General features: G+C 52.0%; 23 protein-coding genes and 1 tRNA gene. 22 read left to right on the forward strand and 2 right to left on the reverse strand.

Annotated elements, in window-relative coordinates:
- Positions 1-23: 23 nt before the first annotated feature.
- On the forward strand, positions 24-1409 hold the full coding sequence (locus tag SH668x_RS05945; RefSeq protein ID WP_437187779.1) for a cytochrome c: 1386 nt from the start codon (positions 24-26) through the stop codon (positions 1407-1409).
- An 80-nt stretch (positions 1410-1489) separates the two neighbouring features.
- On the opposite strand, the gene purH is transcribed toward SH668x_RS05945, so the two are convergent.
- Positions 1490-3061, reverse strand: coding sequence for a bifunctional phosphoribosylaminoimidazolecarboxamide formyltransferase/IMP cyclohydrolase (gene purH / locus SH668x_RS05950; RefSeq protein ID WP_437187780.1), 1572 nt, complete (start codon positions 3059-3061; stop codon positions 1490-1492).
- Between the two features lie 306 nt (positions 3062-3367).
- A tRNA-Leu gene (locus SH668x_RS05955) sits at positions 3368-3453 on the reverse strand.
- Between the two features lie 375 nt (positions 3454-3828).
- On the opposite strand from SH668x_RS05955, the gene SH668x_RS05960 reads away from it, so the two are divergent.
- The 21 genes from SH668x_RS05960 (at position 3829) to SH668x_RS06060 (ending at position 20139) form a co-directional block, all read left to right on the forward strand.
- Positions 3829-4767 carry a tyrosine-type recombinase/integrase gene (locus tag SH668x_RS05960; RefSeq protein ID WP_437187781.1) on the forward strand — a complete coding sequence of 313 codons (939 nt, stop codon included), beginning with the start codon at positions 3829-3831 and terminating at the stop codon, positions 4765-4767.
- Between the two features lie 150 nt (positions 4768-4917).
- A complete protein-coding gene (locus SH668x_RS05965; protein ID WP_437187782.1) occupies positions 4918-5082 on the forward strand; it encodes a hypothetical protein in 165 nt (54 codons plus the stop codon).
- Positions 5079-5327 carry a helix-turn-helix domain-containing protein gene (locus tag SH668x_RS05970; RefSeq protein ID WP_437187783.1) on the forward strand — a complete coding sequence of 83 codons (249 nt, stop codon included), beginning with the start codon at positions 5079-5081 and terminating at the stop codon, positions 5325-5327. Before SH668x_RS05965 ends, SH668x_RS05970 begins: the two co-directional genes overlap by 4 nt.
- Positions 5328-5904: 577 nt before the next feature.
- On the forward strand, positions 5905-6324 hold the full coding sequence (locus tag SH668x_RS05975; RefSeq protein WP_437187784.1) for a MarR family transcriptional regulator: 420 nt from the start codon (positions 5905-5907) through the stop codon (positions 6322-6324).
- Between the two features lie 120 nt (positions 6325-6444).
- Positions 6445-7452 (forward strand): hypothetical protein, encoded by a 1008-nt coding sequence (locus SH668x_RS05980; protein WP_437187785.1) that lies wholly within the window; start codon positions 6445-6447, stop codon positions 7450-7452.
- Between the two features lie 4 nt (positions 7453-7456).
- On the forward strand, positions 7457-8086 hold the full coding sequence (locus tag SH668x_RS05985; protein ID WP_437187786.1) for a DUF6475 domain-containing protein: 630 nt from the start codon (positions 7457-7459) through the stop codon (positions 8084-8086).
- Positions 8073-9407: a replicative DNA helicase gene (gene dnaB, locus SH668x_RS05990; protein ID WP_437187787.1), complete on the forward strand. Its 1335-nt coding sequence runs from the start codon at positions 8073-8075 to the stop codon at positions 9405-9407. Before SH668x_RS05985 ends, dnaB begins: the two co-directional genes overlap by 14 nt.
- 101 nt (positions 9408-9508) lie before the next feature.
- A complete protein-coding gene (locus SH668x_RS05995; RefSeq protein ID WP_437187788.1) occupies positions 9509-9739 on the forward strand; it encodes a carbon storage regulator in 231 nt (76 codons plus the stop codon).
- Entirely contained in the window at positions 9726-10766 is a 1041-nt protein-coding gene (locus SH668x_RS06000) for a hypothetical protein (RefSeq protein ID WP_437187789.1), read from the forward strand. The genes SH668x_RS05995 and SH668x_RS06000 overlap by 14 nt, the downstream gene beginning before the upstream one ends.
- Before the next feature lie 116 nt (positions 10767-10882).
- Positions 10883-11188: a hypothetical protein gene (locus SH668x_RS06005; RefSeq protein WP_437187790.1), complete on the forward strand. Its 306-nt coding sequence runs from the start codon at positions 10883-10885 to the stop codon at positions 11186-11188.
- Positions 11189-11627: 439 nt separating this feature from the next.
- A complete protein-coding gene (locus SH668x_RS06010; RefSeq protein ID WP_437187791.1) occupies positions 11628-13262 on the forward strand; it encodes a DNA cytosine methyltransferase in 1635 nt (544 codons plus the stop codon).
- Complete coding sequence (locus SH668x_RS06015; protein WP_437187792.1) at positions 13259-13420, forward strand: hypothetical protein; 162 nt, start codon at positions 13259-13261, stop codon at positions 13418-13420. The genes SH668x_RS06010 and SH668x_RS06015 overlap by 4 nt, the downstream gene beginning before the upstream one ends.
- The gene (locus SH668x_RS06020) at positions 13417-13731 is read left to right on the forward strand and encodes a hypothetical protein (RefSeq protein ID WP_437187793.1); all 315 of its coding nucleotides are present in this window, start codon (positions 13417-13419) and stop codon (positions 13729-13731) included. The genes SH668x_RS06015 and SH668x_RS06020 overlap by 4 nt, the downstream gene beginning before the upstream one ends.
- A gap of 284 nt (positions 13732-14015) precedes the next feature.
- Positions 14016-14159: a hypothetical protein gene (locus tag SH668x_RS06025; protein ID WP_437187794.1), complete on the forward strand. Its 144-nt coding sequence runs from the start codon at positions 14016-14018 to the stop codon at positions 14157-14159.
- Positions 14160-14178: 19 nt separating this feature from the next.
- On the forward strand, positions 14179-15864 hold the full coding sequence (locus tag SH668x_RS06030; protein WP_437187795.1) for a DEAD/DEAH box helicase: 1686 nt from the start codon (positions 14179-14181) through the stop codon (positions 15862-15864).
- Entirely contained in the window at positions 15851-16099 is a 249-nt protein-coding gene (locus SH668x_RS06035) for a hypothetical protein (RefSeq protein ID WP_437187796.1), read from the forward strand. Before SH668x_RS06030 ends, SH668x_RS06035 begins: the two co-directional genes overlap by 14 nt.
- Before the next feature lie 4 nt (positions 16100-16103).
- Positions 16104-16661, forward strand: coding sequence for a hypothetical protein (locus SH668x_RS06040; protein ID WP_437187797.1), 558 nt, complete (start codon positions 16104-16106; stop codon positions 16659-16661).
- On the forward strand, positions 16658-17011 hold the full coding sequence (locus tag SH668x_RS06045; RefSeq protein ID WP_437187798.1) for a hypothetical protein: 354 nt from the start codon (positions 16658-16660) through the stop codon (positions 17009-17011). The genes SH668x_RS06040 and SH668x_RS06045 overlap by 4 nt, the downstream gene beginning before the upstream one ends.
- A gap of 198 nt (positions 17012-17209) precedes the next feature.
- Complete coding sequence (locus SH668x_RS06050) at positions 17210-18142, forward strand: PD-(D/E)XK nuclease-like domain-containing protein (protein ID WP_437187799.1); 933 nt, start codon at positions 17210-17212, stop codon at positions 18140-18142.
- Between the two features lie 42 nt (positions 18143-18184).
- Positions 18185-19402 carry a recombinase RecT gene (locus SH668x_RS06055; RefSeq protein WP_437187800.1) on the forward strand — a complete coding sequence of 406 codons (1218 nt, stop codon included), beginning with the start codon at positions 18185-18187 and terminating at the stop codon, positions 19400-19402.
- Between the two features lie 344 nt (positions 19403-19746).
- Positions 19747-20139: a putative quorum-sensing-regulated virulence factor gene (locus SH668x_RS06060; RefSeq protein WP_437187801.1), complete on the forward strand. Its 393-nt coding sequence runs from the start codon at positions 19747-19749 to the stop codon at positions 20137-20139.
- The last annotated feature ends 19 nt before the right edge of the window (positions 20140-20158 follow it).

The following is a 20158-nucleotide window of genomic DNA, read 5'->3' on the forward strand; positions in this document are numbered from 1 at the left end:
TGCTCAGTTGGAAATTGAATTCGATGACGTGCCCCCTGAGAAACTCTTTGTTCCTGTTGATCCTGCTATTAAGTGGCTCATCAGCTGCTCGTGCTGCGGATCCGGAGAACGGGCTTCGGCTCCTTCTTGAAAAGCCGTTCCTGCCAGCCGACTTCTCGGAGGAAGATTTTTCAGGTGTCTGGCAGGTCTGGCCTGAGCCGCTCCGGAGCGAGGCTGAACAGGCGACACCACTAGAGCGTCGGAAAATGACCTTCGCGCGGTACGGGCTGACGGCTCGACCAGAAGTCGATCTGGAGACAACTGAAGATGCTCACTTCAAACCATTGCAGTACGTCGTCGGGGGTGATGGACGTTGGACAATGAATTGCTTTGCATGTCACGGGGGACAGGTTCTTGGGGTGTCTTTCCCCGGGCGTCCCAATGCGGACTTTCAGCTTCAGAATCTCAGCGAAGACTTGCGTTCGTTAAAGCTGCGTCGTGATCCGAACGCAGTGTTGTCACGCATGGAACGAGCGACACAGTTCGTCCCGCTGGGGACTTCTCGCGGGGTGACGAACGCTGTGATGTTCGGTGTGGTGCTGATGTCCTATCGAGATCCGGATCTGAATCTGATCGAAGGTCCACTCTCGCCACGACTGCTCAATCACGACATGGACGCTCCTCCCTGGTGGAACTTCAAACATAAGAAGTTTCTCTATGCGGATGCGTATGCAGCTCACTCTCCAAGAAGCCTGATGCAGTTCATGTTGGTCCGGAGCAATGGTCCGGAAAAGTTCCGTGAATGGGAAGCTGACTTTGAAGAGATCTACGCTTATCTGAATTCCATCGAGGCGCCGAAGTATCCGTTCGAAATCGATCAGAAACTAGCGAACCGGGGAGCAGGATTGTTCGCGAAAAACTGCGCAGAGTGTCACGGAATGAAGACTGAAACTGGGTTGGATTTTCCAGCCCGTGTGGTGGCAGTGAAAGAGGTGGGGACTGATTCTGCACGCTCTCGGGCTATCTCCACAGAAGATCGCGAGATCTATCGAAAGTCATGGTTCACGAAATATGGCGAGCTCGATTCTATCAGAGAACCCGAGGGATACCTCGCTCAGCCACTCACGGGGATCTGGGCATCCGCCCCTTATTTTCATAACGGTTCTGTCCCGACACTTTGGCATGTTCTGCATCCCAAGGAACGGCCCGTTGTGTGGACTCGTAGCAGTCTGACCGGGTACGACCAGCAACGGGTCGGATTCGAAGTTCAGGAGTTGAAGAGGATTCCCGCTGGTCTGAAAGATCCTCGAGAACGTCGAGAGTTTTACGATTCCAGACAGATTGGAAAGAGCAACGCAGGGCACAGCTATCCGGATGTGCTGAGCGAAGATGAGAAGCGGGCGGTGCTGGAGTACCTGAAGACGTTGTAGACCGATTGCGGATCAGAGAAACCAAAAATGAAAGCGAGGGCCACTGTGGACCCTCGCTTTTGCGTTTCTCAGTCGAGCAATCAGTGCTTGAAGTGGCGGCGACCGGTGAAGATCATCGCGATCCCATGTTCGTTGCATGCCTGGATGACTTCATCATCGTTACGCGATCCACCTGGCTGAATCGCCGCTGTGACACCTGCTTTGGCAGCAGCGTCGATGCCGTCACGGAATGGGAAGAATGCATCTGAAGCGATAATCGAGCCTTGGCTGCGGTCACCTGCTTTGTGAGCTGCAATCATCGACGAATCGAGTCGGCTCATCTGGCCGGCTCCGACACCGATAATCATTCCCCCCTTGGCGAGAACGATTGCATTTGACTTCACATGCTTGCAGACCTTCCAGGCGAATCGCAGATCCAGCATTTCTGCTTCGCTCGGAGTTCGCTCGGTGACGACCTTGTATTCCGCTTCCGGATCTGGCTGGTCATCGCGGCTTTGAACGAGCAGTCCACCTGCAACACGTCGGTAGTCAAAGCTGACCGGCTGTGGAGCGAGCATTCCAGAGCAGCTCAAAAGGCGGACGTTGCTCTTCCACTTTGGCTTGGTCTGCAGGATGACAAGTGCTTCCTGTGAGTACCCGGGGGCGATGATCGCTTCGATGAATCGGCCCGGTTCAGCGAGTAGTTCAGCTGTGGCAACGTCAACTTCACGGTTGAATGCCAGAATCGATCCGAAGGCACTCACTGGGTCGCCAGCGTATGCATTCACGAACGCTTCCGACAATGTTCGACCGATCGCACAACCGCAAGGGTTGGTGTGCTTAATCACAACTGCGGCTGGGTCGGCGAACTCTTTGGCAATCGCCAGGGCAGCGTCGAGGTCGAGGATGTTGTTGTAGGAAAGTTCTTTTCCGTTCAGCTTTTCAGCAGCAGCAACGGATGCCGCAGGCGGTGCTGCTTCGGCGTAGAACGCTGCGATTTGGTGTGGGTTTTCACCGTATCGCAGATCAGTTTGTTTGTTGAACTTCAGCGAGAGCTTCTCAGGAAAGACATCAGTTTCCACAGCTTTTAGCTGAGTGAAGTAATTCGAGATGGCACGATCATACGTTGCTGTCATCTCGAAAGCTGCATGTGCGAGATCGCGGCGGAACCCTTGTGTTAGTCCTTCGCCATTCAACTGGGCAATCACGGTTTCGTATTGTGATGGCTGAGTGACGATGGCGACATAAGCGTGATTCTTGGCAGCGGATCGGACCATGCTTGGTCCGCCAATGTCGATCTGCTCAATCGCCTCTTCAACAGAAACACCGGTCTTCGCGACGGTCTGTTCAAAGGGATACAGATTGCAGACCACAATCTGGAATGGAACGATTCCGTGTGTCTGGATTGCTTCAGCGTGTTCCGGGAGGTCTGGCATCCCAAGAATCGCGCCATGAATGCGTGGATGCAGGGTTTTGACGCGACCGTCCATAATCTCTGGAAATCCGGTGTAATCCGAGACGTCCATGACTTTCAGGCCGAGTTCCTTCAGGAAACGGGATGTGCCCCCTGTCGAGAGGATTTCGTATCCGAGACGATCGAGTTCTTTGGCAAATGGGCCAAGTCCGGTTTTATCACTGACGCTGATCAACGCCCGCAGGGGAGTCGCACTCATGAGATTAAGTCTTTCGAGGTCGGGAATTCAGAAAGAGAGACGGTATCCGCCCGTGCTTCAGGATTCAAATGGATGGAGTGAATCGCCCTGAATGTGAGATGAGAATCTGCGCTAAATGAGAACGCAATTTGTCTCAAGGTCCGATTCTGGCTGCAAGCAGACGACTTTTTATCAGCCCACCCGGATGCGACAACTGTGGAAAGCGGGTGATCGGGAAGCGATTGTTCCTGTCCGGCAGGTTTACCGGAGGACTTGGATTGTCCATTTTAACAGCAGTAGGATCTTCGGAAAAAATTTCCCAATGAGTGGCCGAGGCGGGGATCGAACCCGCACGCCGCTTTCGCGACACAGGATTTTAAGTCCTGTGCGTCTGCCTATTCCGCCACTCGGCCGAGTGGAAATTCACTGGGTTTTTGTATCAAGGCCCAGATCTGTTTGACACCTTGACACCTGAAGTGACACCTCGTAGCTTGGATTTGTGCGTTTGTGACACCAGATGTGAATGTCTTCAGGGGGCCAGGTCCGTGGCGGATCGTAACAAAAAAACAAGACCAGAGAAACCATTTCCGGATTTTCCACTGTTCGCCCATGCCACTGGTCGGTGGGCAAAAAAGATTCTTACTCAGACCCACTATTTTGGACCTTGGCGAGATCCGATCGGGGCACTGGAGAAATACAAAAGAGACGCCCCATATCTTCTCGCGGGGAGGCCTGTTCCTGAAGAGTGTGTACAGGGGTGCACTGTTGCCTACATGTGCAACTCGTTCATGAATTCGAAAAAGTCCCTGAAGGATTCAAGCGAACTCTCATCTCACACGTACGCCGACTGTCATAACATCTGTCAGGCAATCGTTGACCATTTTGGTCGTGAGTATCTAGTTCAGCACATCTTCCCGGTGGACTTCGAAAAATTCCGCAAGGTGTTGTCTCACGGAGTCAACAAGGTGACTCTCAAGAATCGGGTCAACCGGGCTCGCGGTGTGTTCAACTATGCGTTCGAGAACGGACTGATTGATCGACCAGTCAGGTACGGAGCTGGATTTGATCGTCCATCTGAGAAGCTTCTGCGTAGGGAGAAGAATCGTTCTCCCGAACGGTACCTGGATCGGGACGAGATTCTGGCGGTTCTTGATGCTTCAGATCCGAGCATGCGGGCAATGGTGTTGCTCGGCGCGAATTGTGGGTTCGGGAATACCGATGTTGCATCGCTCCCAATTTCAGCTATCGACTTCAAAGGTGGGTGGGTGATCTTCCCAAGGCCGAAGACCGAAGTGCCGCGAAGAGTCCCACTCTGGGAGGAGACCATGACCGCACTCAAGGTTGTGATCGGAAGTCGACCAAAGCCGAAAGATCCAAGCGATTATGAGATCTGTTTCATTACAGGTCAGGGGAATCGGTGGATGCGATCCTTCAGGAGCAGGAAGAATCCAAGCAAGCTCACGACAGTGAACACTGTTTCTCAGAACTTCTCCGCCACAATGAAGCGAGCTGGCATCGACCGTCGAAGAGTCAGTTTCTATGCACTCCGACATGTGTTTGAGACGATCGGTGGTGAATCTCGGGATCAGGTTGCAGTCGATTTCATCATGGGGCACGCGCCGAAGTCCAACGATATGGCGTCTCAATATCGTCATGGAATCAGCGACGAACGGTTAAGAGTGGTCGTCAACACCGTGCATCGTCACCTCTGGCCGAATTTGTTTTGATGGGCAATGCCCGAAACACGCCCACTGAAATAAAAAAGTCCGATTTTTTTAGTCGCACATTTGTGCGGCTTCTTTCATTTCTAGGGGCTGATTTTGCGAGTGGGCATGCCCACATTTGCCAGTCACACATGCACAGTTGAGGAGACAAGAATGACTAAATCAAAAAAAGCAGTTCCTCACGAACAGTGGCCTTCGTTTTGGTTCTCTCGATTGGAAGAAGCGGTTTCATCCAATGACAAAGCCAAGGCTGCTGAGTGCAAGGAACGACTAAGAACTCTTGGCTGGTTGGTCCGTCGGTTGAGGGAAAAGGCATGATCTATTTCACCGTCGACGAAGTGGCAAAGCTCTGGAAGAGCGGAAGACACACGGTTCTCTCGGCAATCACTTCAGGACGACTGAAGGCGTTTCGATTGAACCCAAAGAGCACGAAGTCTCCGTGGAGGATTCCAGAATCCTCTCTCAAGGAGCATGACGAACTCTGCTGTGGACGGATTCCGCAACCACAAAAGAAAACAACACGTAAGCCTAAGAAAGCCTCAGGGTTCGAGGAAATTTGGTGATGGTAATCAATTCCGTCACGTCGCCCGCTAACGATCGCAGCCCCACCGACATGGCTTCGTTGAACACCTTTGACGCTGGCAGCCCGATGCCGAATCGGGCAGTGGAGAGGCAGCCCAGAGCCGATCTGGGTAATTGACGGCAGCTCAGTGCCGAACTGAGTAGGAAAGAAACCGCGTGGCCAGCCGCTTTGAGGTTGGCTGGTCACGCAGCCCCCTGAGCGAACCTATCGCGAAATCCAAAAGTCTGGCGCATCGAAAAACTGCCCGTAGAGCGCCCTTCGGGAACTGGGATTGGGGGCCGCGAGAGTGGCAAGTACGCAGATGAGTACAAGACGGAGGTTGGGGTAGAGCAAAGCCACCGAAGCTCGATGTTTTTTTAAACGCTTCGAACTTCAGTGGCTCTATTCTGCCGGGGGCGCTTCCGTTGGGAAACACTGCTAAAGCTGACTCCATCCCATGTTACCCGATTCACGTCTTTCGCCGGACCAGAAGAGGGATCGCTGAGACAGGACGCACGCAACTGCGCTTGGCTTTAGCCCCCATTATAGACTTCGCGCGAAAACATAGGCAAGAACCAATGAAACATAAAGAACCCAAAACCGCTAAGTCCATGACGCCCAGACAGGCCGAAGTGCTCGCGATCATCGAAGGCTTTGAGAGTCCACCGACAATTCGAGAGATCGCTTCTGCTCTAAAAATCGTGAGCGCAAACGGCGTGATCGGACATCTGAAGGGACTGGAGAATCGAGGATACATCGAGCGAGATGGAGGCTCATCTCGGTCAATTCGGGTCATCCAACCGTGGTGGAAGATCCACGCATGCGTCACGAGTCTGGTTTCCTGGATGGCCGATGAGGAGCTCATTATCGGAGCCAAAGAGGCGGTCACCGTGCTGCAGCAACCGCTTTCTTTCTCGAAAGATTGGGACGCATTCAACGAGCGATGCCCGGATGAAATCCAAAGTTTGAGAAGTCGGCACCGATGGCGGTCCAGATAGAGACAGTCGGAGTTGAATTCCGGTAAATCATTGATCTTCTCGAATCTCAAGGGCGTTCACGTGGCGAGGAAGCGACAAGTTATCATTGCTGTAGACGCTGAAGAATGGGTGAAAAACGAGATGCTTTCTCGGTGCTCCATTGCGGCCAGGGGAGTTTATGTCGAGTTGCGTTGCTATTTGATTTCCAATCGTATTTCGACCTGTCGCGGAACTCTGCAGGATATCTCTGAGATCGTCCGAGTGGATCAATCGGTCGTGAAGCTTTGTCTGAATTCATTGGCAAACGCCGAACAAATCAGAGTCGCCGAGCATCATTCATCCGGCCAGATGGAAATCGAGATTCCAGACATCTCGAAGAAAATTCGCCTTTCTCTTACTCGCACATTGCTTGCCACAGAGAGAGGGAAAAAGAAGTCAGTATGCCGAATTGGGGCACAGTTCAGTGCACAGAGTGGGGCACAGAAAAAACACCAGATGGTCGAAGGGGCAGCGTCAATTCGAGATGGAAAAACACAGGTTTCTTCGTCGGATGCGAAAGTTGTTCCCACACCGAATGGGGCACAGATCAGGGCACAGTCGAGTCCACAGCAGAATCCCTTCGTCCTTTCGGAGGGAGCAGATAACTGGACGTTGGCAAATTATGTGATCCAGCAGTGGAACATGATTCCAGGCGTAGAACAGTGCACCCGATCCACTGATGAGCGAAAGAAACGGATCGTGAGGCGATTGCAAGATCCAGTTTGGGCGGACTCATGGGAGCGAGCGATCGACCTTCTGTCTGAATCGGGAGATGCCGATGGCAAGAAAATTGAATGGTTCATCAGCCCCAAGCAAGTTGCCGCAATCCTTGGCGTGAAGAACACAAAAAAGTTTTTCCCTCCCACAATTGTGGAAGTGGAATCTTACTGCCTTGAAAAGGGATTTCAGATCGACGCAGAACAGTTTGTGTCGTTCTACGAGAGCAAGGGCTGGAAGGTTGGAACGTCTCCTATGAAGAACTGGGAGGCCGCTTTAAGAGGCTGGGCATCGCGTGAACGGGCATCCAGCAGAACTGTTCACACGGCGCGCATGACAGTGGTGGAGCACAACAGAACCGCATTTGACGAAGTGTTTGGAAGGAGCGAATGAGGCGATGGCAGAGAGACGCACCAAAGAAGAGATTGATCGTCTGAAACGGATTTTTGAGGCATTCTTTGAGGCCAGGAATATCCGCCTGTCTCCAGATGCTCTCCGGCTGTGGATTCTACCATTCACTGGGCTCTCTATTTCTCGAGTTGAAATCGCCATTAGTCGGTTCATGTCGGAATCAACTGACTATCCAACACCCGCAGCAGTACTCAAATTTGGAGGGGTCGAGACCTTCGCAGATTCGGAGCGGGCCGCTATTGCGTGGGCAAAAGTTCGAGAATCGATGCGTCTTCATGGGGGATATGAATCGGTGGATTTCAGCGACAAGTTGGCAAATGCTGCGATTCATGACATGGGGGGATGGGCACAACTCTGTCAGAGTTTGACTGAGGACATGCATTGGCGAGAGAAAGAGTTTACCGAGTGGTATGAGCTTCGCGCCCGTTCTGGGGATGGTGATGGAAGTTACCTGCGAGGGATCCACTCAGAGCCTCAGGCGATCCACAGTATCGAATGCGGTCTACCGGTTCATCGGGTCCAGCAGGCAATGCTGGACAGGTTAGCGCAGTCCGCGTCGTCATCGAGACACATTGAAGGTATTGGGGGGAGCGAGGTACTCCATGTTAAAAACTGAGAACAGAACAAATCTCCCGCACGACAGCGAAGCCGAGAAATCAGTTCTGGGGTCAATCCTGTTCTCCGCGGATGCTTATGACGAAGTTGTCGGTATCGTCAAACCCGAATGTTTTTATCTGGATGCGAACCGACGATTGTACCGTTGCCTGCAATCGATGTACGAGAAAGGCTGTCGGGCCATCGATGTCGTTCTCTTGACGAACGAATTGAAGAAGCGAGGAGATTTCGACGAGATGGGCGGGATCACCTATCTCGTTTCGGTGATGGAATCCGTTGAGCATGCAGTTCATGCGGTCTATTACGCTCAGATTGTCAAAGAGAAGTTTATTCGCCGAGAGCTTCTGACAGCGTGTGCACAGATTACAGATGATTGTTGGAAGGAAGCAGGGGATGTCGGGGACATCGCCGTTTCTGCAGAGAAACGAATTCTTGATGTTCTCGGCGGTCTCGAAAATGTCGAGCAGAAGAGCTTCGAAGACATTCTAAATGAAACGTTTCAGTGCATTTTCGAACGAATGAACCGAGACGATACGGAAGTTCATTCCACAGGTTTTGCCGGAATTGACGAAAAGACAACGGGATTCCAGCCGGGAGAATTGATTGTCCTTGCCGCCCGCCCGTCGATGGGAAAAACCGCGTTCATCTGCAATTTGATCCTGGCAGTGATCAAGACTCAGGCAGCACTGGTGTTTTCGCTGGAGCAGTCACGCCAGGAAATCTCCGAACGGTTGCTTTGCATTCATTCGCGTGTCAACGGTCACAAATTGCGGAAAGGAGAATTGGATGAGGTTGCTCAGCAAAACCTCATGAATTCTGCGGAGATCCTGAAATCAGCCCCGCTCATCATCGATGACACACCCACTCGAACCCCATCAATGATTGCAGCAATCACACGGAGAGTGGCGAGAACCCATCATCTCGGATTGGTGGTGGTCGACTATCTGCAACTGGTGGAACCCGATGACAGGAAAGTTCCCCGAGATCAGCAGATTGCGGCGATCACGCGCAAGGCGAAGATCATTGCCAAAGAATCGCAGGTGCCGGTGGTGGTTCTGGCGCAGTTGAATCGCGGGGTTGAGCAGCGTGAAGATAAACGCCCCAAGTTATCAGACTTGCGTGAATCGGGAGCGATCGAGCAGGACGCTGACGTTGTGATGTTCCTCTATCGCCCCGAAGTCTATGACCCATTGGAACGTCCGAAAGAAGTAGACGTGATTATCTCTAAGAACAGATCGGGGCCTTTGGGGACTGTGACGATGTACTGGGAGAAAGAAAACATGCGATTCAGTGAGCAGCGGGATGTACTTCCGTTTGAGTGATGTTATGTTGAGTCGTAGGTTTTAACCGAGGCAGTCCAGAGCCGATCTGGTCAGGAAAATCTCGCTCAGTTCTTGAGCGTCAATTCACAATGGAGGTGAAAATGCTGGTTCTATCCAGGGATGTTGAGCAAGAAATCGTCGTTGGCGATCCAGAGAATCCAATTCTGATCATCAAATTGGTCGGTGCAAAATTGGACAAAGCCAAGATCGGGCTTATTGCTGCGCCTGAGTTGATGATTCATCGCCGCGAAATTGCGGAGAGAATCCTGAGAGCAAGAGAAACGGGCATTTCTGTCGACACTTTGAATGGGGAAAATCATGTCGCAACTTGAAGAACAGTTACGCGAGCGAATTGATGCGCTCGTTGCACAGTCGGCAATCGTCGATCAAACGCAGCAGGAAGCCCGTTTGGCCAAGGAAGAATTGACTCGGAAGCGGAAGTGTTACGAGGAAGCACAGGAGAATCTGAATCGGATTGTTCGCGACATTACGGGATTGGAAAGTGGGCAACCGTTCCTGCCGTTTGCCGGACATCCCGACACCATGCGAGGCACACCTGCTCTCAATAAAGTGGGCGAGTTGTACGCCAAAGCCGAGCAAAACAAGACCCTTTCAGTCAAAGCGAATCTGTCGATCCTGCAAATGTATGGTGTTTCGGACTCGGTGATTTCGGCGTTAATGGATGCCGATCAGAAGCTGGTTACAGTCAGCGATCTGTGCAACCTGATGCAGACTGATCCGCAGTGGGCGAAGAAGGTGAAGGGACTGGGCGAGAAGAAACGCCTGAAGGTCGAAGAGGCCGTTCAACAGCTGTTGAACGACGGAGCTGCAAAGAACGATGCGGACAAGGAAGAGCACGACAATCGCCTGAAAAAATGCCTGAAGTGCGAATCGTTCCGTGATGCAGAGATTTCGAACTGCCCAACGTGCAACGAGACGACATTTACGCTCGAGAATCCACCATCCGACTCTGCGGGCGAATCAACGTTCGATCCGGACCTGGTTGGTTCTCGCAGTGTGCCGATGGAATCAGACGACGTTGCGGTCGCAATTCATACCTGCCAAAACCCAGAAACGGGACTTTGGCACGGATCGTTTTCCGTGGTGAAAGACGGGGAATTGATCGTCGGTCGACGTATTCCGCTCCATACCTCGGAGCCCGAAGAAAGCGAATCACTGGCAATTGAATCTGCCGCAAGCGCCGCCTCTGTCCGCTTGATGGAAATGGAGATGGATTCAGCTTCATCGTCTGTTCGTGATTTTTTGCACACGGTCTCAGCAGACTCATCAGAAGATGATGACTCGGAAGATGAGCCGCAGTTCGAAGAGGCGGAAGAAGAACATCCCGTCGTGAACTAAGTGGTCCCGAAATCGTTGGTCATCGATCCTGGTGGCCAACGTTTTTCACTTAAAGGAATGTGTGGAGAATGACTGTCGATGAACTCGTCAAGGTGTTGCAGTCATGGAGCATTCCTATGGCAACCACGGAATTTAAGCTGCACGAATCAATCGCGTCAGTTCTCAGGAACGAGGGGATTGAATTTCGCCAGGAAGTCGTGTTCGGAAAGGACCGACCAGACTTTTTGTGCAACGGCGAGATCGTCATTGAAGTCAAAATTCAAGGCGGTGTATCGGATCTGATTGAGCAGGTCTATCGGTATTCGAAGATCGAACAAGTGAAGGGGATCGTGGTCGTCACGACCAAGCCGAATCATCGCATTGAAGCAGAGGAAATGAACGAAAAACCAGTGAGGGTTTATTTGCTATCGGGACTGATCTGATTCCCAATCTTTGAAGAATACTCTGATCCGAGAAGCATCGATTCGCGTTGAGATCAGTACGGAACCGACTCCGGATGTCGGTAAGTGTGTCTTTAGCAATCATCAATCGGGATTGCTTGGAGTGCAGCATGACAGCAGAGGCAGACCGCGCTGGTCGCAAGTACAGCAAGCCACCAGGCCAGGGACGAAGTAATAGTTACGCACAAACTCGAGACCAGCAAGTCAACTGGCTGAATGAAAGATGGCGTGAACATACGCATCTTTGGATGCAACAAGATACGTCAATAGATGATCGAGCGATTGGACGAACCAGACCACCTCTGAAATCCGGATGCTACGGCTAACGACAGTCGCAACTTTTGAGAATCCGTTCGCCGTGGCCCCGGGCGTAAAGCGGGGCAACCTTTTAATGCATCCATGCACCGTGGAAAAAAGAACAATGAGCAAAACCAAAGTGGTCGACCTGTACTGCGGAGCTGGTGGAACCTCAATTGGTGCTGAGATGACTGGCGAAGCGGAGGTTGTGTTCGCTCTCAATCATTGGGACGTCGCCGTCCAGACACACAGTGCAAACTTCCCGAATGCCAAGCATGTGAATTCTCGCGTTGATCTGACGTCACCGGGAGAAGCTCCGAAACATCATATCTTCTTCGCGTCGCCCGAGTGCACTCATCACAGTAATGCACGCGGTGGAAAGCCGACATCGGACCAACAGCGGGCTGGGGCATGGGACTTGATGCCGTGGATTGAATATCACCGTCCCAGTTATCTGTGCTTCGAAAACGTGAAAGAGTTTCGTAACTGGGGACCAGTGGGGCGAGACGGCCGTCCTCTTCAATCCGGCAAAGGGAAGATCTTCGAAGCGTGGATCGCTGCGATCAAATCAATGGGCTATCGCATCGAAATGGACTGCATGAACGCTGCTGATTTCGGAGCGGCAACATCGCGGGATCGGTTATTCGTGATCTGTCGCAAGGGGAATCGATCTGCTCCGTTTCCTGAGCCAACGCATTCAAAGCACCCAGGGACGGCACTTCCTGGAATGCAGAGAATGCCGTGGCGGCCAGCGTATGAAATCATCGATTGGTCGGTCCCCTGTCCGTCGATTTTTTCCCGCAAGAACCAACTGAAGGACAACACGCTTCTGCGAATCGAAGCAGGCTTGCGGCGGTTTGTCGAACCGTTCGTCGTGCGAATCAGAAACAACATGACGGCGTCTGGAGCGGCTGATCCGCTTGGAACAATCACGGCTGGTGGACGCCATCACGGTATCGCGGTTCCCATGCAATATCAGTCTATCGGAAGGGGGGCCGGAAGGAGTCGAACTGTCGATCAGCCCGTTCCAACGATCGTAGCTGCAAGGGAAAACCACGGAATCATGGTGCCGTTCATTTCTCGCCAGTTTGGGACGAAGGACGGACAATGCGACCACGCATCTGGAATTGATGAATCACTGCGAACCATCACGACCGTGGATCATCACGCCCTCACTGTTCCGTACATGGTTCAGTTTGACAATGCCAGCGGTAACGAGCGAAGAGTGCGGTCTGTTGAAGATCCTGCGTTCACTTTTGTGACCAAGGCAAATCAAGCCGTCGCGGTTCCTTACGTCCTTCCTCGGCAGGGCTTTTACGATCATCACGCTTTGAAGCGTTGCCGAGGAGTGGAAGAACCACTTCCGACAATCACCGCTTCGCATGTGCCCGGCGCGGTCGTTGTTCCCTTTCTCTCGCAGTATTACGGAAACGGTGACGGTTCTTCGATCCATGCTCCAATTCCAACGATTGTCACTAAAGATCGTCACGCCCTTGTGACGGCAATTATTGATCCTGCATGTCAGTCCATCCCTCTCGCCACAACTCCAGCGATGGCCAAATTACTTGCAACGATGGCGGAACTCGGTGTGGCCGATATCGGCTTTCGCATGCTTAAGAACCATGAGTTGTCCGCGGCTCAGGGCTTCCCAGCCGACTACATTTTCAAGGGAACTGCAACTCAAATCACGCGGCAGATCGGTAACTCGGTCTCACCCAACGTTGGCGCAGCAATCACTCGGGAGATCTTGGCGGCATGAATGAACTTAAAGCACTTCTCAAGGACTCAGGAGACCAACTGCAAGTGATCAATGTCAAGCATCTCGAACACGCTGAAGCCGTCGTCAGAGCATTAAACCTGAAGCTGATCAATCGAATCGACGACGCATTCGCAGAGCAAGCGAAGGAGGGAAAATGAACGGCCAGCCTACGTATGGGCCCCTGTATGCGTCGTTGTACCCCGACTTGGCGATCATCTGTCGAAATCACGGGTTCGCTCTTGCGGTTCACGGAAGTCTTCAACGTGACTTCGATCTAATCGCCGTTCCTTGGGTCGACCTTCCGTCGAAACCTGATGATGTCATCAAAGAAGTGACGTCAACATTCGCACTCAGACAGATCGGAGACGCAACAGCAAAGCTGCACGGACGGCTCTGCTACACACTGTCTTTTACCGGATCGTGCTACTTAGATTTTTCGTTCATTGGAATTGAGGAGATAGCCAATTGAATGAATCACAACCCCCGACGCCCTCGTAAGCTAGTGTCGGTAACGTCAACGAGTCCACACATTACCACTTTGCAGCGACCGGAAACTCAGTACGTCGGAAAAGATAATAGACAAGTGTTGAATGCTCGGAAGCAGACTATTTCGTTGAGCTTCGAGATGGCGTTTTAACTTCATAAATGACGGGTTGTTGAATGAATGATGCGGTGAGAGTGGTTAAGGATCTCCAGGACATCTATGGAACACGATTGAAAGCTGGTTCCGTGGCGTTCATCAGGAGGAGAATCATGGTCAACGGTGGAACCGTGGCAAAGGTCGATCTGGAGAATTCCAATGGAGTGCTGCTGATGATGAATGTCTCACCGGAACATCTGGAACCCCTATGTTCTGCGGTGGTATCTGCCAAAGAAATCAACTCTGTCATTGTTTAATTAAGGTGAGGGAACCGTGGTGAAGAGTCGGACTTACGGGTCAATCCAGTTCCGGGGAAACCAATGGGAATTGAACTGCGAACCGCATGTGAGGATGCGTGCAAAGCAGTTGTTTCGGAAACTGAAAGAAAACGAGAACAAGCTGTGCATCAAAGAGACGATCGACGCCTGTGTGGATCTCCACTGGTTCATGCAGAGATATCCGTTGAACATCAGCCAGGAAGACTGGGCTCGACTCCAACAGGAAGTGGATGGATACCACGAAAACATTCAACGTCTCGATGAAATGTTCGATGGGAACTACGTGCCTCGATCCTTCGATATGGCGATTCCACCCCGCCCCTATCAGTCAATAGCGGCAGAGGTTGTGCTGGGGACGGGAAGGTTGTTGCTCGCTGATGAACTGGGCCTCGGGAAGACTGTTTCAGCAATTACCTGCATGAGCGACAAAAGGGCATTGCCTTGCGTTGTGGTCTGCCCTCCGCATCTCAGAATTCAGTGGGAATCTGAGGTGAAGAAGTTCGCGCCGAATCTGAACGTGCATGTAATCAAGAGAACGACCCCTTATGAGCTTCCCCGGTTCAACGGGAGAGGTCCTGACGTCCTCATCATCTCGGATATGGGGATCAGTGGCTGGAAGGAAATACTGAGTTCGTACTGCACATTTGTGGTGTTCGATGAGGTGCATGGACTTCGGCGTAATGAGTCCGAAAAGTATGCCGCCGCGAAGAGAATCGCATCAGCGATGCCATTCAGACTCGGGCTGAGCGGAACTCCTATCGCAAATTACGGTGGTGAAATGTTCAACGTGATGGAGTGCATTTCCCCCGGTGTGTTTGGATCGTGGGCGGAGTTTCTCAGGGAGTGGTGTCCAGGTGCTGCCACTGATAAGCCCATCGTCAAGAACGCTGCAGCGCTCGGATCATGGCTGAAATCTGAGCGACTGATGATTCGCAGAACCCGGGCGGACATCGGTCGAGAATTGCCTCAGGTGATGAAGATTCTCCAGCACATTGACTCAGATGCCTCAGCACTGGCGAAGGTGAATTATGAGGCCGGTGAGCTGGCGAGGATTATCCTCAACCAAAACAACAAGATGAGCAGCAAAGTCGAGCAGATGACCGCGATGGGGCAACTTTCACTGTTGCTCCGACAAGCGACGGGAATTTCAAAAGCTCCTTATGTTGCAGCGTTCGTGCAAATGCTGGTTGAATCCGGAGAACGGGTCATTCTGGCGGGCTGGCACCGACAGGTCTATTCGATCTGGTTGGAGAAGCTCAAACAATTCAAGCCATCGATGTATACCGGCAGTGAAACTGATGCTCAAAAAGTCAAAGAGAAGGAGCGATTCCTCAAAGGGGAAACGCCCATTCTGATCATGTCTCTGAGAAGTGGCGTTGGGCTCGACGGACTTCAGGCAGTCAGCAACACAATCGTGATAGGGGAGCTTGACTGGACTCCTGCAGTGATCGAACAGTTGATCGGCCGTCTTCATCGAGATGGACAGACGAAGCAGGTGACCGCTTATTACCTTCTTTCGGAAAGTGGATTTGATCCAGATATGGCTCGAATCCTGGGAATCAAGAAAGAGCAGGTGGATGGGATTCGGGATGATGTCCAGATACTGCAGAAAAACTTTGACAGTGGAGCAGCTATTCGCCGGGCGGCACAAAAATATCTCGCAGGAACCCATGGACAGGATTGATAGAAAACTCCGTGAATGGAGTGAGGGGTTACGCGACGCCACCGACGAGGTGAACTCGGTCGCAGATCTTCGCGTTGTCTCTGGAAGAGCACTCCTGATTGCATTTGATGCTGCGATCGATGCTCACGAAGGAGACGAAGAGGCGGCGAAGTCCTTCATAAGTAAAACACTTGGTGATCTGATTGCCGGGTATGATTTTGGTATTCCTCCGCCTTCAGAAGCAATCGAAAGGTAGAAGCATGGGAGCAGTCATCGGACTCGATCCATCCATGTCGGGGTTTGCAATCTGCCGACTGGAGATTGGAGAAGCACCGGAATTGAAAACGGTCTCACAGGGGGCAGAGGGACTCACTTGGGAATCCCGTCTCGAGAGATACGGGAAACTCGCCACAAAGGTGGCTGAGGCAGTCAGGGAAACGTCGCTTCCAATTTTCATCGAGGCGTATTCGTTTGGTTCGAAGAATACACGAGCGCACACTGCAGGAGAATTTGGATGTTATTTACGTCTGAAGATCTCCCAGGCATTCAAAGTTCGCTTGATCGAAGTGACACCGAACGAATTGAAAAAGTTTGTGACAGGGAAAGGGAACGCGGGGAAATCAGAGATGGTCTCTGCCGTCAGCATTCGCACTGGAATACAAATCAAAGACGACAATCAGTCTGACGCGTACGGGCTGGCATGGATTGGTCAGTGCGTGCTTGGACTTCAGGAGCCGACGAACAAAATCCGTGCGGGCATTGTCGAAGCCATTCGCGATCGTCACGGAATGCAGGCTTTGAAAGCGGTGACACCATGATGCCGAAAACAGGCCCCTTACTGGCAGCGATGCGTGCGGTCTGCATGATGGCATCCAAAAAATTCAAATTCTGTCGTGCAGCGAGGGAGTTGGACATCGGAGTGCGAACTCTGAGTATCTGGCGGGCCGAATGGGGGCTCGCAACGAGAGAGAGACGGGATGCCTATCCTGGTGACATCGATTCAGTTCGATCGTTTCTGGAAATCCCAGCGCAGCCAACGATTGTTGAAGGCATAGAGCATATCCAAGCGGAAGTTTCACTCATCCACGGGATCCCTCCCGAGCTCGCCTTGAAAGTTGAACGGGCGACAGAGAACTATTACTCCTTGGACAGAGCCACGCGGCGTTAGACGTGTTGCTGAGCATCAAAAGGAATGTTTAGAAGCTTGTTGTCCCTGTTGATCATCAATCGCTACATGAACTGCTGTTAACCGTCACATTATCCAGGAATTCAATGATCCCTCCGGTACGTTGGTCCGTATTGGATGTATCGTGAAACAAAACTGTTTCACAAGGCAGCTCGATGCCGAATCGAGCAGGAGAGTCTTATGAGCACAGAGTCTGCTGTTGCAAACGTGGTGGATTATCACAGTCGACCGGAAATTTCACGTTCAGAACTGGTGCAGTTCATATCCAGCCGACGCTTGTACCTTGCTGAGAAAGAGGGGCGGTACAAGGAATTCGGGGATGATAAGTTCGACGACAACCTGACCGTTGGAACTGTCGTTCACCTCCTGTTGCTTGAGCCGGAGCGATTTGAAGAAGAAGTCGCAGTGTGGGATGGAAAGGTTCGCAGCGGGAAGATCTGGGATCGGTTTGAAGCTCGCTGCCATCGAGAAAAGAAGATCGTCGTCACAGAAAAGCAATGGTGGCTTATCGCTGTTTGTGCTGCCGCAGTCCGGGCGAGAATCGGTAACCTGATCGACAATCCAAATGCCTCCCGCGAACGAGAGATCTTCTGGGAAAAGACAGTTGAGACGAGGTTTGGTCCACGTACCGTAAAACTGCGGTGTCGCACAGACATGGATTTCGTACTCCCCAATCAAGAGGGATGGGTTTTCGATCTGAAGACCGCTGTGAACTCCGAAGCAGCAAAGTTTCGCTCAGACATCAGGAATCGACTGTATTGGGTACAAGACGCTCATTACACCGATGGATTGGTAGAGACGTCAGGTATCCCGTTTGAAAACACCAATTTTATCTTCGTGCCGATCGGAAAGACGATTTGCAAGAAAATTGCCAACGCCACGATGGACGGCTCTCACGAATTCGGGCTGCCGCAAATGGAGAAGTGCCGTCTCGCAGTGAGGGGAATTGAGCAACTGGCCTGTGACATCGTTCGTATTTCGGAAGACGATCGGTTGCGAGCGCGTGCGAAATGGGAGCAGGCGATTGTGCAGTTGCTGGAATGTCGCGAGACCGGTGACTTCTCAGATCCCGGCGAGGATGACGTCAAAATTGTCTCGAACGTCGTTTCCTGATTTGAGTGAATATTTCATCACCCCCAATGTTGGAGAAGCCAGATGGTCCATGCGAACACTTCGAACGGTAAGAGAGGGGCGACACTTCCGAAAGAGCCGGAAGCAGCCCCAGTCAATGGCATCACCGTGATGGCGAACAAGAAGGAGACGCTGAACCGCCGCATGAGTGCGTTTGAGTCAATTCTGTCTGACCAGAGAACAAAGTTGATCAACAGTCTCCCCAAGAGCTGCGGTTTGACCGTTGAGAGGCTCACACGGTTGGTCCTGAGTTCATTTCGTGACAACCCCGATTTGCTGAACTGTACTCCCGAATCAATCTTTGCCTCCATCGGAGAAGCGGCCCAGCTTGGATTGCAGATTGATGGGACTCTGGGGCATGCCTATCTGGTTCCGTACAAATCGGAATGCAAGCTCATGCCTGGGTACAAGGGGCTACTGGATCTGGTCCGGCGTCACGACAAAATCAACATTAAAACGAGATGCGTCTATAAAGGCGATCAGTTTCACTACGAGGAGGGGGATGAGGACCGGATCGTTCACATTCCCGACCAAAGCGGTGAAGGCGATTGCGAAGACAGTGACGTCACCCACGTTTATTTGATTGCGAAGGATATGGAAACCGGCGCTGTGATTTGCCGCAACGTCTGGAGTCGAAAGAGAATTGAAAGTCACAAAAGGAAATACAGCAAAGCATGGAAGAAAGACGACAATGCCTGGAACACGGCTTGGTCGTCGATGGCTCGAAAGACCTTGATTCGCGACTCAATCAATCGCGGGGAGCTTCCCGTCGCAGTGGAAGTACTCCGCCTCGCTGGTCGAGAAGAGCAATTTGAGGCCCGGTACGTCACCATCGAAGAACCGAAGCGACTCACGATCGATGGAATCGGTTCACGGTTCGACGATGCTGTACGTCCCTATCAGAGACCGACGGCAGACGTCGAGTCTGATAGTGAGGACAGCGCGATCGAACCAAACCCCGGTGTTGATCATCAGGACGTCCCAGAGGATCACGAGAGCGACAACGAGACCATTCCTGACGTTGAGATCGTTGAAGATGATCCGTTGAGCCTGAGAGAAGGAGAGACACCAAAGAAGTGGGAGCTTCGAATCCTGGATGCGATCAAAGACGTGAAAGGCATCGATCAACTTGCCAATATCGAGGACGCGATTTATTTCACTGGAGAGCAGGGATTGGTCAGCGCTGAGATGGCTCACCGGCTCTCACTCCGTGTGGGTGAACGACGGAAAAACTTCCGTTAATTCCTGACCATCAATCTTTCATTTTGCGTGTACAAATGGTAAGATTTTGATGTTGAAATTCACTTCAACAAGGCAGCTCAAAGCCGATTTGAGTAGAGGTCGAAGCGATGGTTTGCGTCACATATTTTCTAGACGGCACGTATCACACAGAGGGTTTTCTCGGGGAGAATCGCCACGCAGAAGCCGCCGAATTTGCTGCTCAGTTCGACATTGTTTCCATCACAGAGTAGTCCACTTCGAGTTTTTTCTCATGATCTCCGGGTGTTGGCCGACCATTACGCCAATGTGCTGGGGATCTTTTCTTTTCTGATGGCAGCCGGTGCCGAACCGTGCAGGTGATTTCGATGGACCCCAAGGAAGCAAAGATTATCGAGGACCGCGTAGCGGCCGGGAAGTTGGCAAAACAGATCGTGGAGATGGTACAGACTGATCTGCCACACGATCCCGCCGCCCGGAGATTTATCGAAGTCCTTCAGGCCGAACTCATACCTCCTCAAGAGGTGCTGGAAGTAACAGAGCCACTTGGAAGGCTGGGGGCGTATGGGATGCCGTTTGGGAAATACCGGGGAATGCCATTGGAGGAGATTCCTCTCATTTACCTGGATTGGATCGTCTCAACGCAAGAGGACTCGTTACGGCACATCAAAGCCTATTTGGCTCACCCCAAGGTGAAAGCAGATCTGGCAGGGCAGCTGGAAGTGTCAGATGCACTGCATCAGCGAGAAGTTCCAATGTAACGCGGCAACCGAGTCGCCC

Origin of the sequence: Planctomicrobium mucosum (assembly GCF_051466335.1) — a bacterium.
In the GTDB taxonomy this organism is placed as follows: domain Bacteria; phylum Planctomycetota; class Planctomycetia; order Planctomycetales; family Planctomycetaceae; genus Planctomicrobium.

Coding starts and splice junctions, on each gene's coding strand:
- SH668x_RS05945 (WP_437187779.1), top strand. CDS start 24: ATGACGTGCCCCCTGAGAAACTCTTTGTTCCTGTTGATCCTGCTATTA.
- purH (WP_437187780.1), bottom strand. CDS start 3,061: ATGAGTGCGACTCCCCTGCGGGCGTTGATCAGCGTCAGTGATAAAACC.
- SH668x_RS05960 (WP_437187781.1), top strand. CDS start 3,829: ATGAATTCGAAAAAGTCCCTGAAGGATTCAAGCGAACTCTCATCTCAC.
- SH668x_RS05965 (WP_437187782.1), top strand. CDS start 4,918: ATGACTAAATCAAAAAAAGCAGTTCCTCACGAACAGTGGCCTTCGTTT.
- SH668x_RS05970 (WP_437187783.1), top strand. CDS start 5,079: ATGATCTATTTCACCGTCGACGAAGTGGCAAAGCTCTGGAAGAGCGGA.
- SH668x_RS05975 (WP_437187784.1), top strand. CDS start 5,905: ATGAAACATAAAGAACCCAAAACCGCTAAGTCCATGACGCCCAGACAG.
- SH668x_RS05980 (WP_437187785.1), top strand. CDS start 6,445: ATGCTTTCTCGGTGCTCCATTGCGGCCAGGGGAGTTTATGTCGAGTTG.
- SH668x_RS05985 (WP_437187786.1), top strand. CDS start 7,457: ATGGCAGAGAGACGCACCAAAGAAGAGATTGATCGTCTGAAACGGATT.
- dnaB (WP_437187787.1), top strand. CDS start 8,073: ATGTTAAAAACTGAGAACAGAACAAATCTCCCGCACGACAGCGAAGCC.
- SH668x_RS05995 (WP_437187788.1), top strand. CDS start 9,509: ATGCTGGTTCTATCCAGGGATGTTGAGCAAGAAATCGTCGTTGGCGAT.
- SH668x_RS06000 (WP_437187789.1), top strand. CDS start 9,726: ATGTCGCAACTTGAAGAACAGTTACGCGAGCGAATTGATGCGCTCGTT.
- SH668x_RS06005 (WP_437187790.1), top strand. CDS start 10,883: ATGGCAACCACGGAATTTAAGCTGCACGAATCAATCGCGTCAGTTCTC.
- SH668x_RS06010 (WP_437187791.1), top strand. CDS start 11,628: ATGAGCAAAACCAAAGTGGTCGACCTGTACTGCGGAGCTGGTGGAACC.
- SH668x_RS06015 (WP_437187792.1), top strand. CDS start 13,259: ATGAATGAACTTAAAGCACTTCTCAAGGACTCAGGAGACCAACTGCAA.
- SH668x_RS06020 (WP_437187793.1), top strand. CDS start 13,417: ATGAACGGCCAGCCTACGTATGGGCCCCTGTATGCGTCGTTGTACCCC.
- SH668x_RS06025 (WP_437187794.1), top strand. CDS start 14,016: ATGGTCAACGGTGGAACCGTGGCAAAGGTCGATCTGGAGAATTCCAAT.
- SH668x_RS06035 (WP_437187796.1), top strand. CDS start 15,851: ATGGACAGGATTGATAGAAAACTCCGTGAATGGAGTGAGGGGTTACGC.
- SH668x_RS06040 (WP_437187797.1), top strand. CDS start 16,104: ATGGGAGCAGTCATCGGACTCGATCCATCCATGTCGGGGTTTGCAATC.
- SH668x_RS06045 (WP_437187798.1), top strand. CDS start 16,658: ATGATGCCGAAAACAGGCCCCTTACTGGCAGCGATGCGTGCGGTCTGC.
- SH668x_RS06050 (WP_437187799.1), top strand. CDS start 17,210: ATGAGCACAGAGTCTGCTGTTGCAAACGTGGTGGATTATCACAGTCGA.
- SH668x_RS06055 (WP_437187800.1), top strand. CDS start 18,185: ATGGTCCATGCGAACACTTCGAACGGTAAGAGAGGGGCGACACTTCCG.
- SH668x_RS06060 (WP_437187801.1), top strand. CDS start 19,747: ATGGACCCCAAGGAAGCAAAGATTATCGAGGACCGCGTAGCGGCCGGG.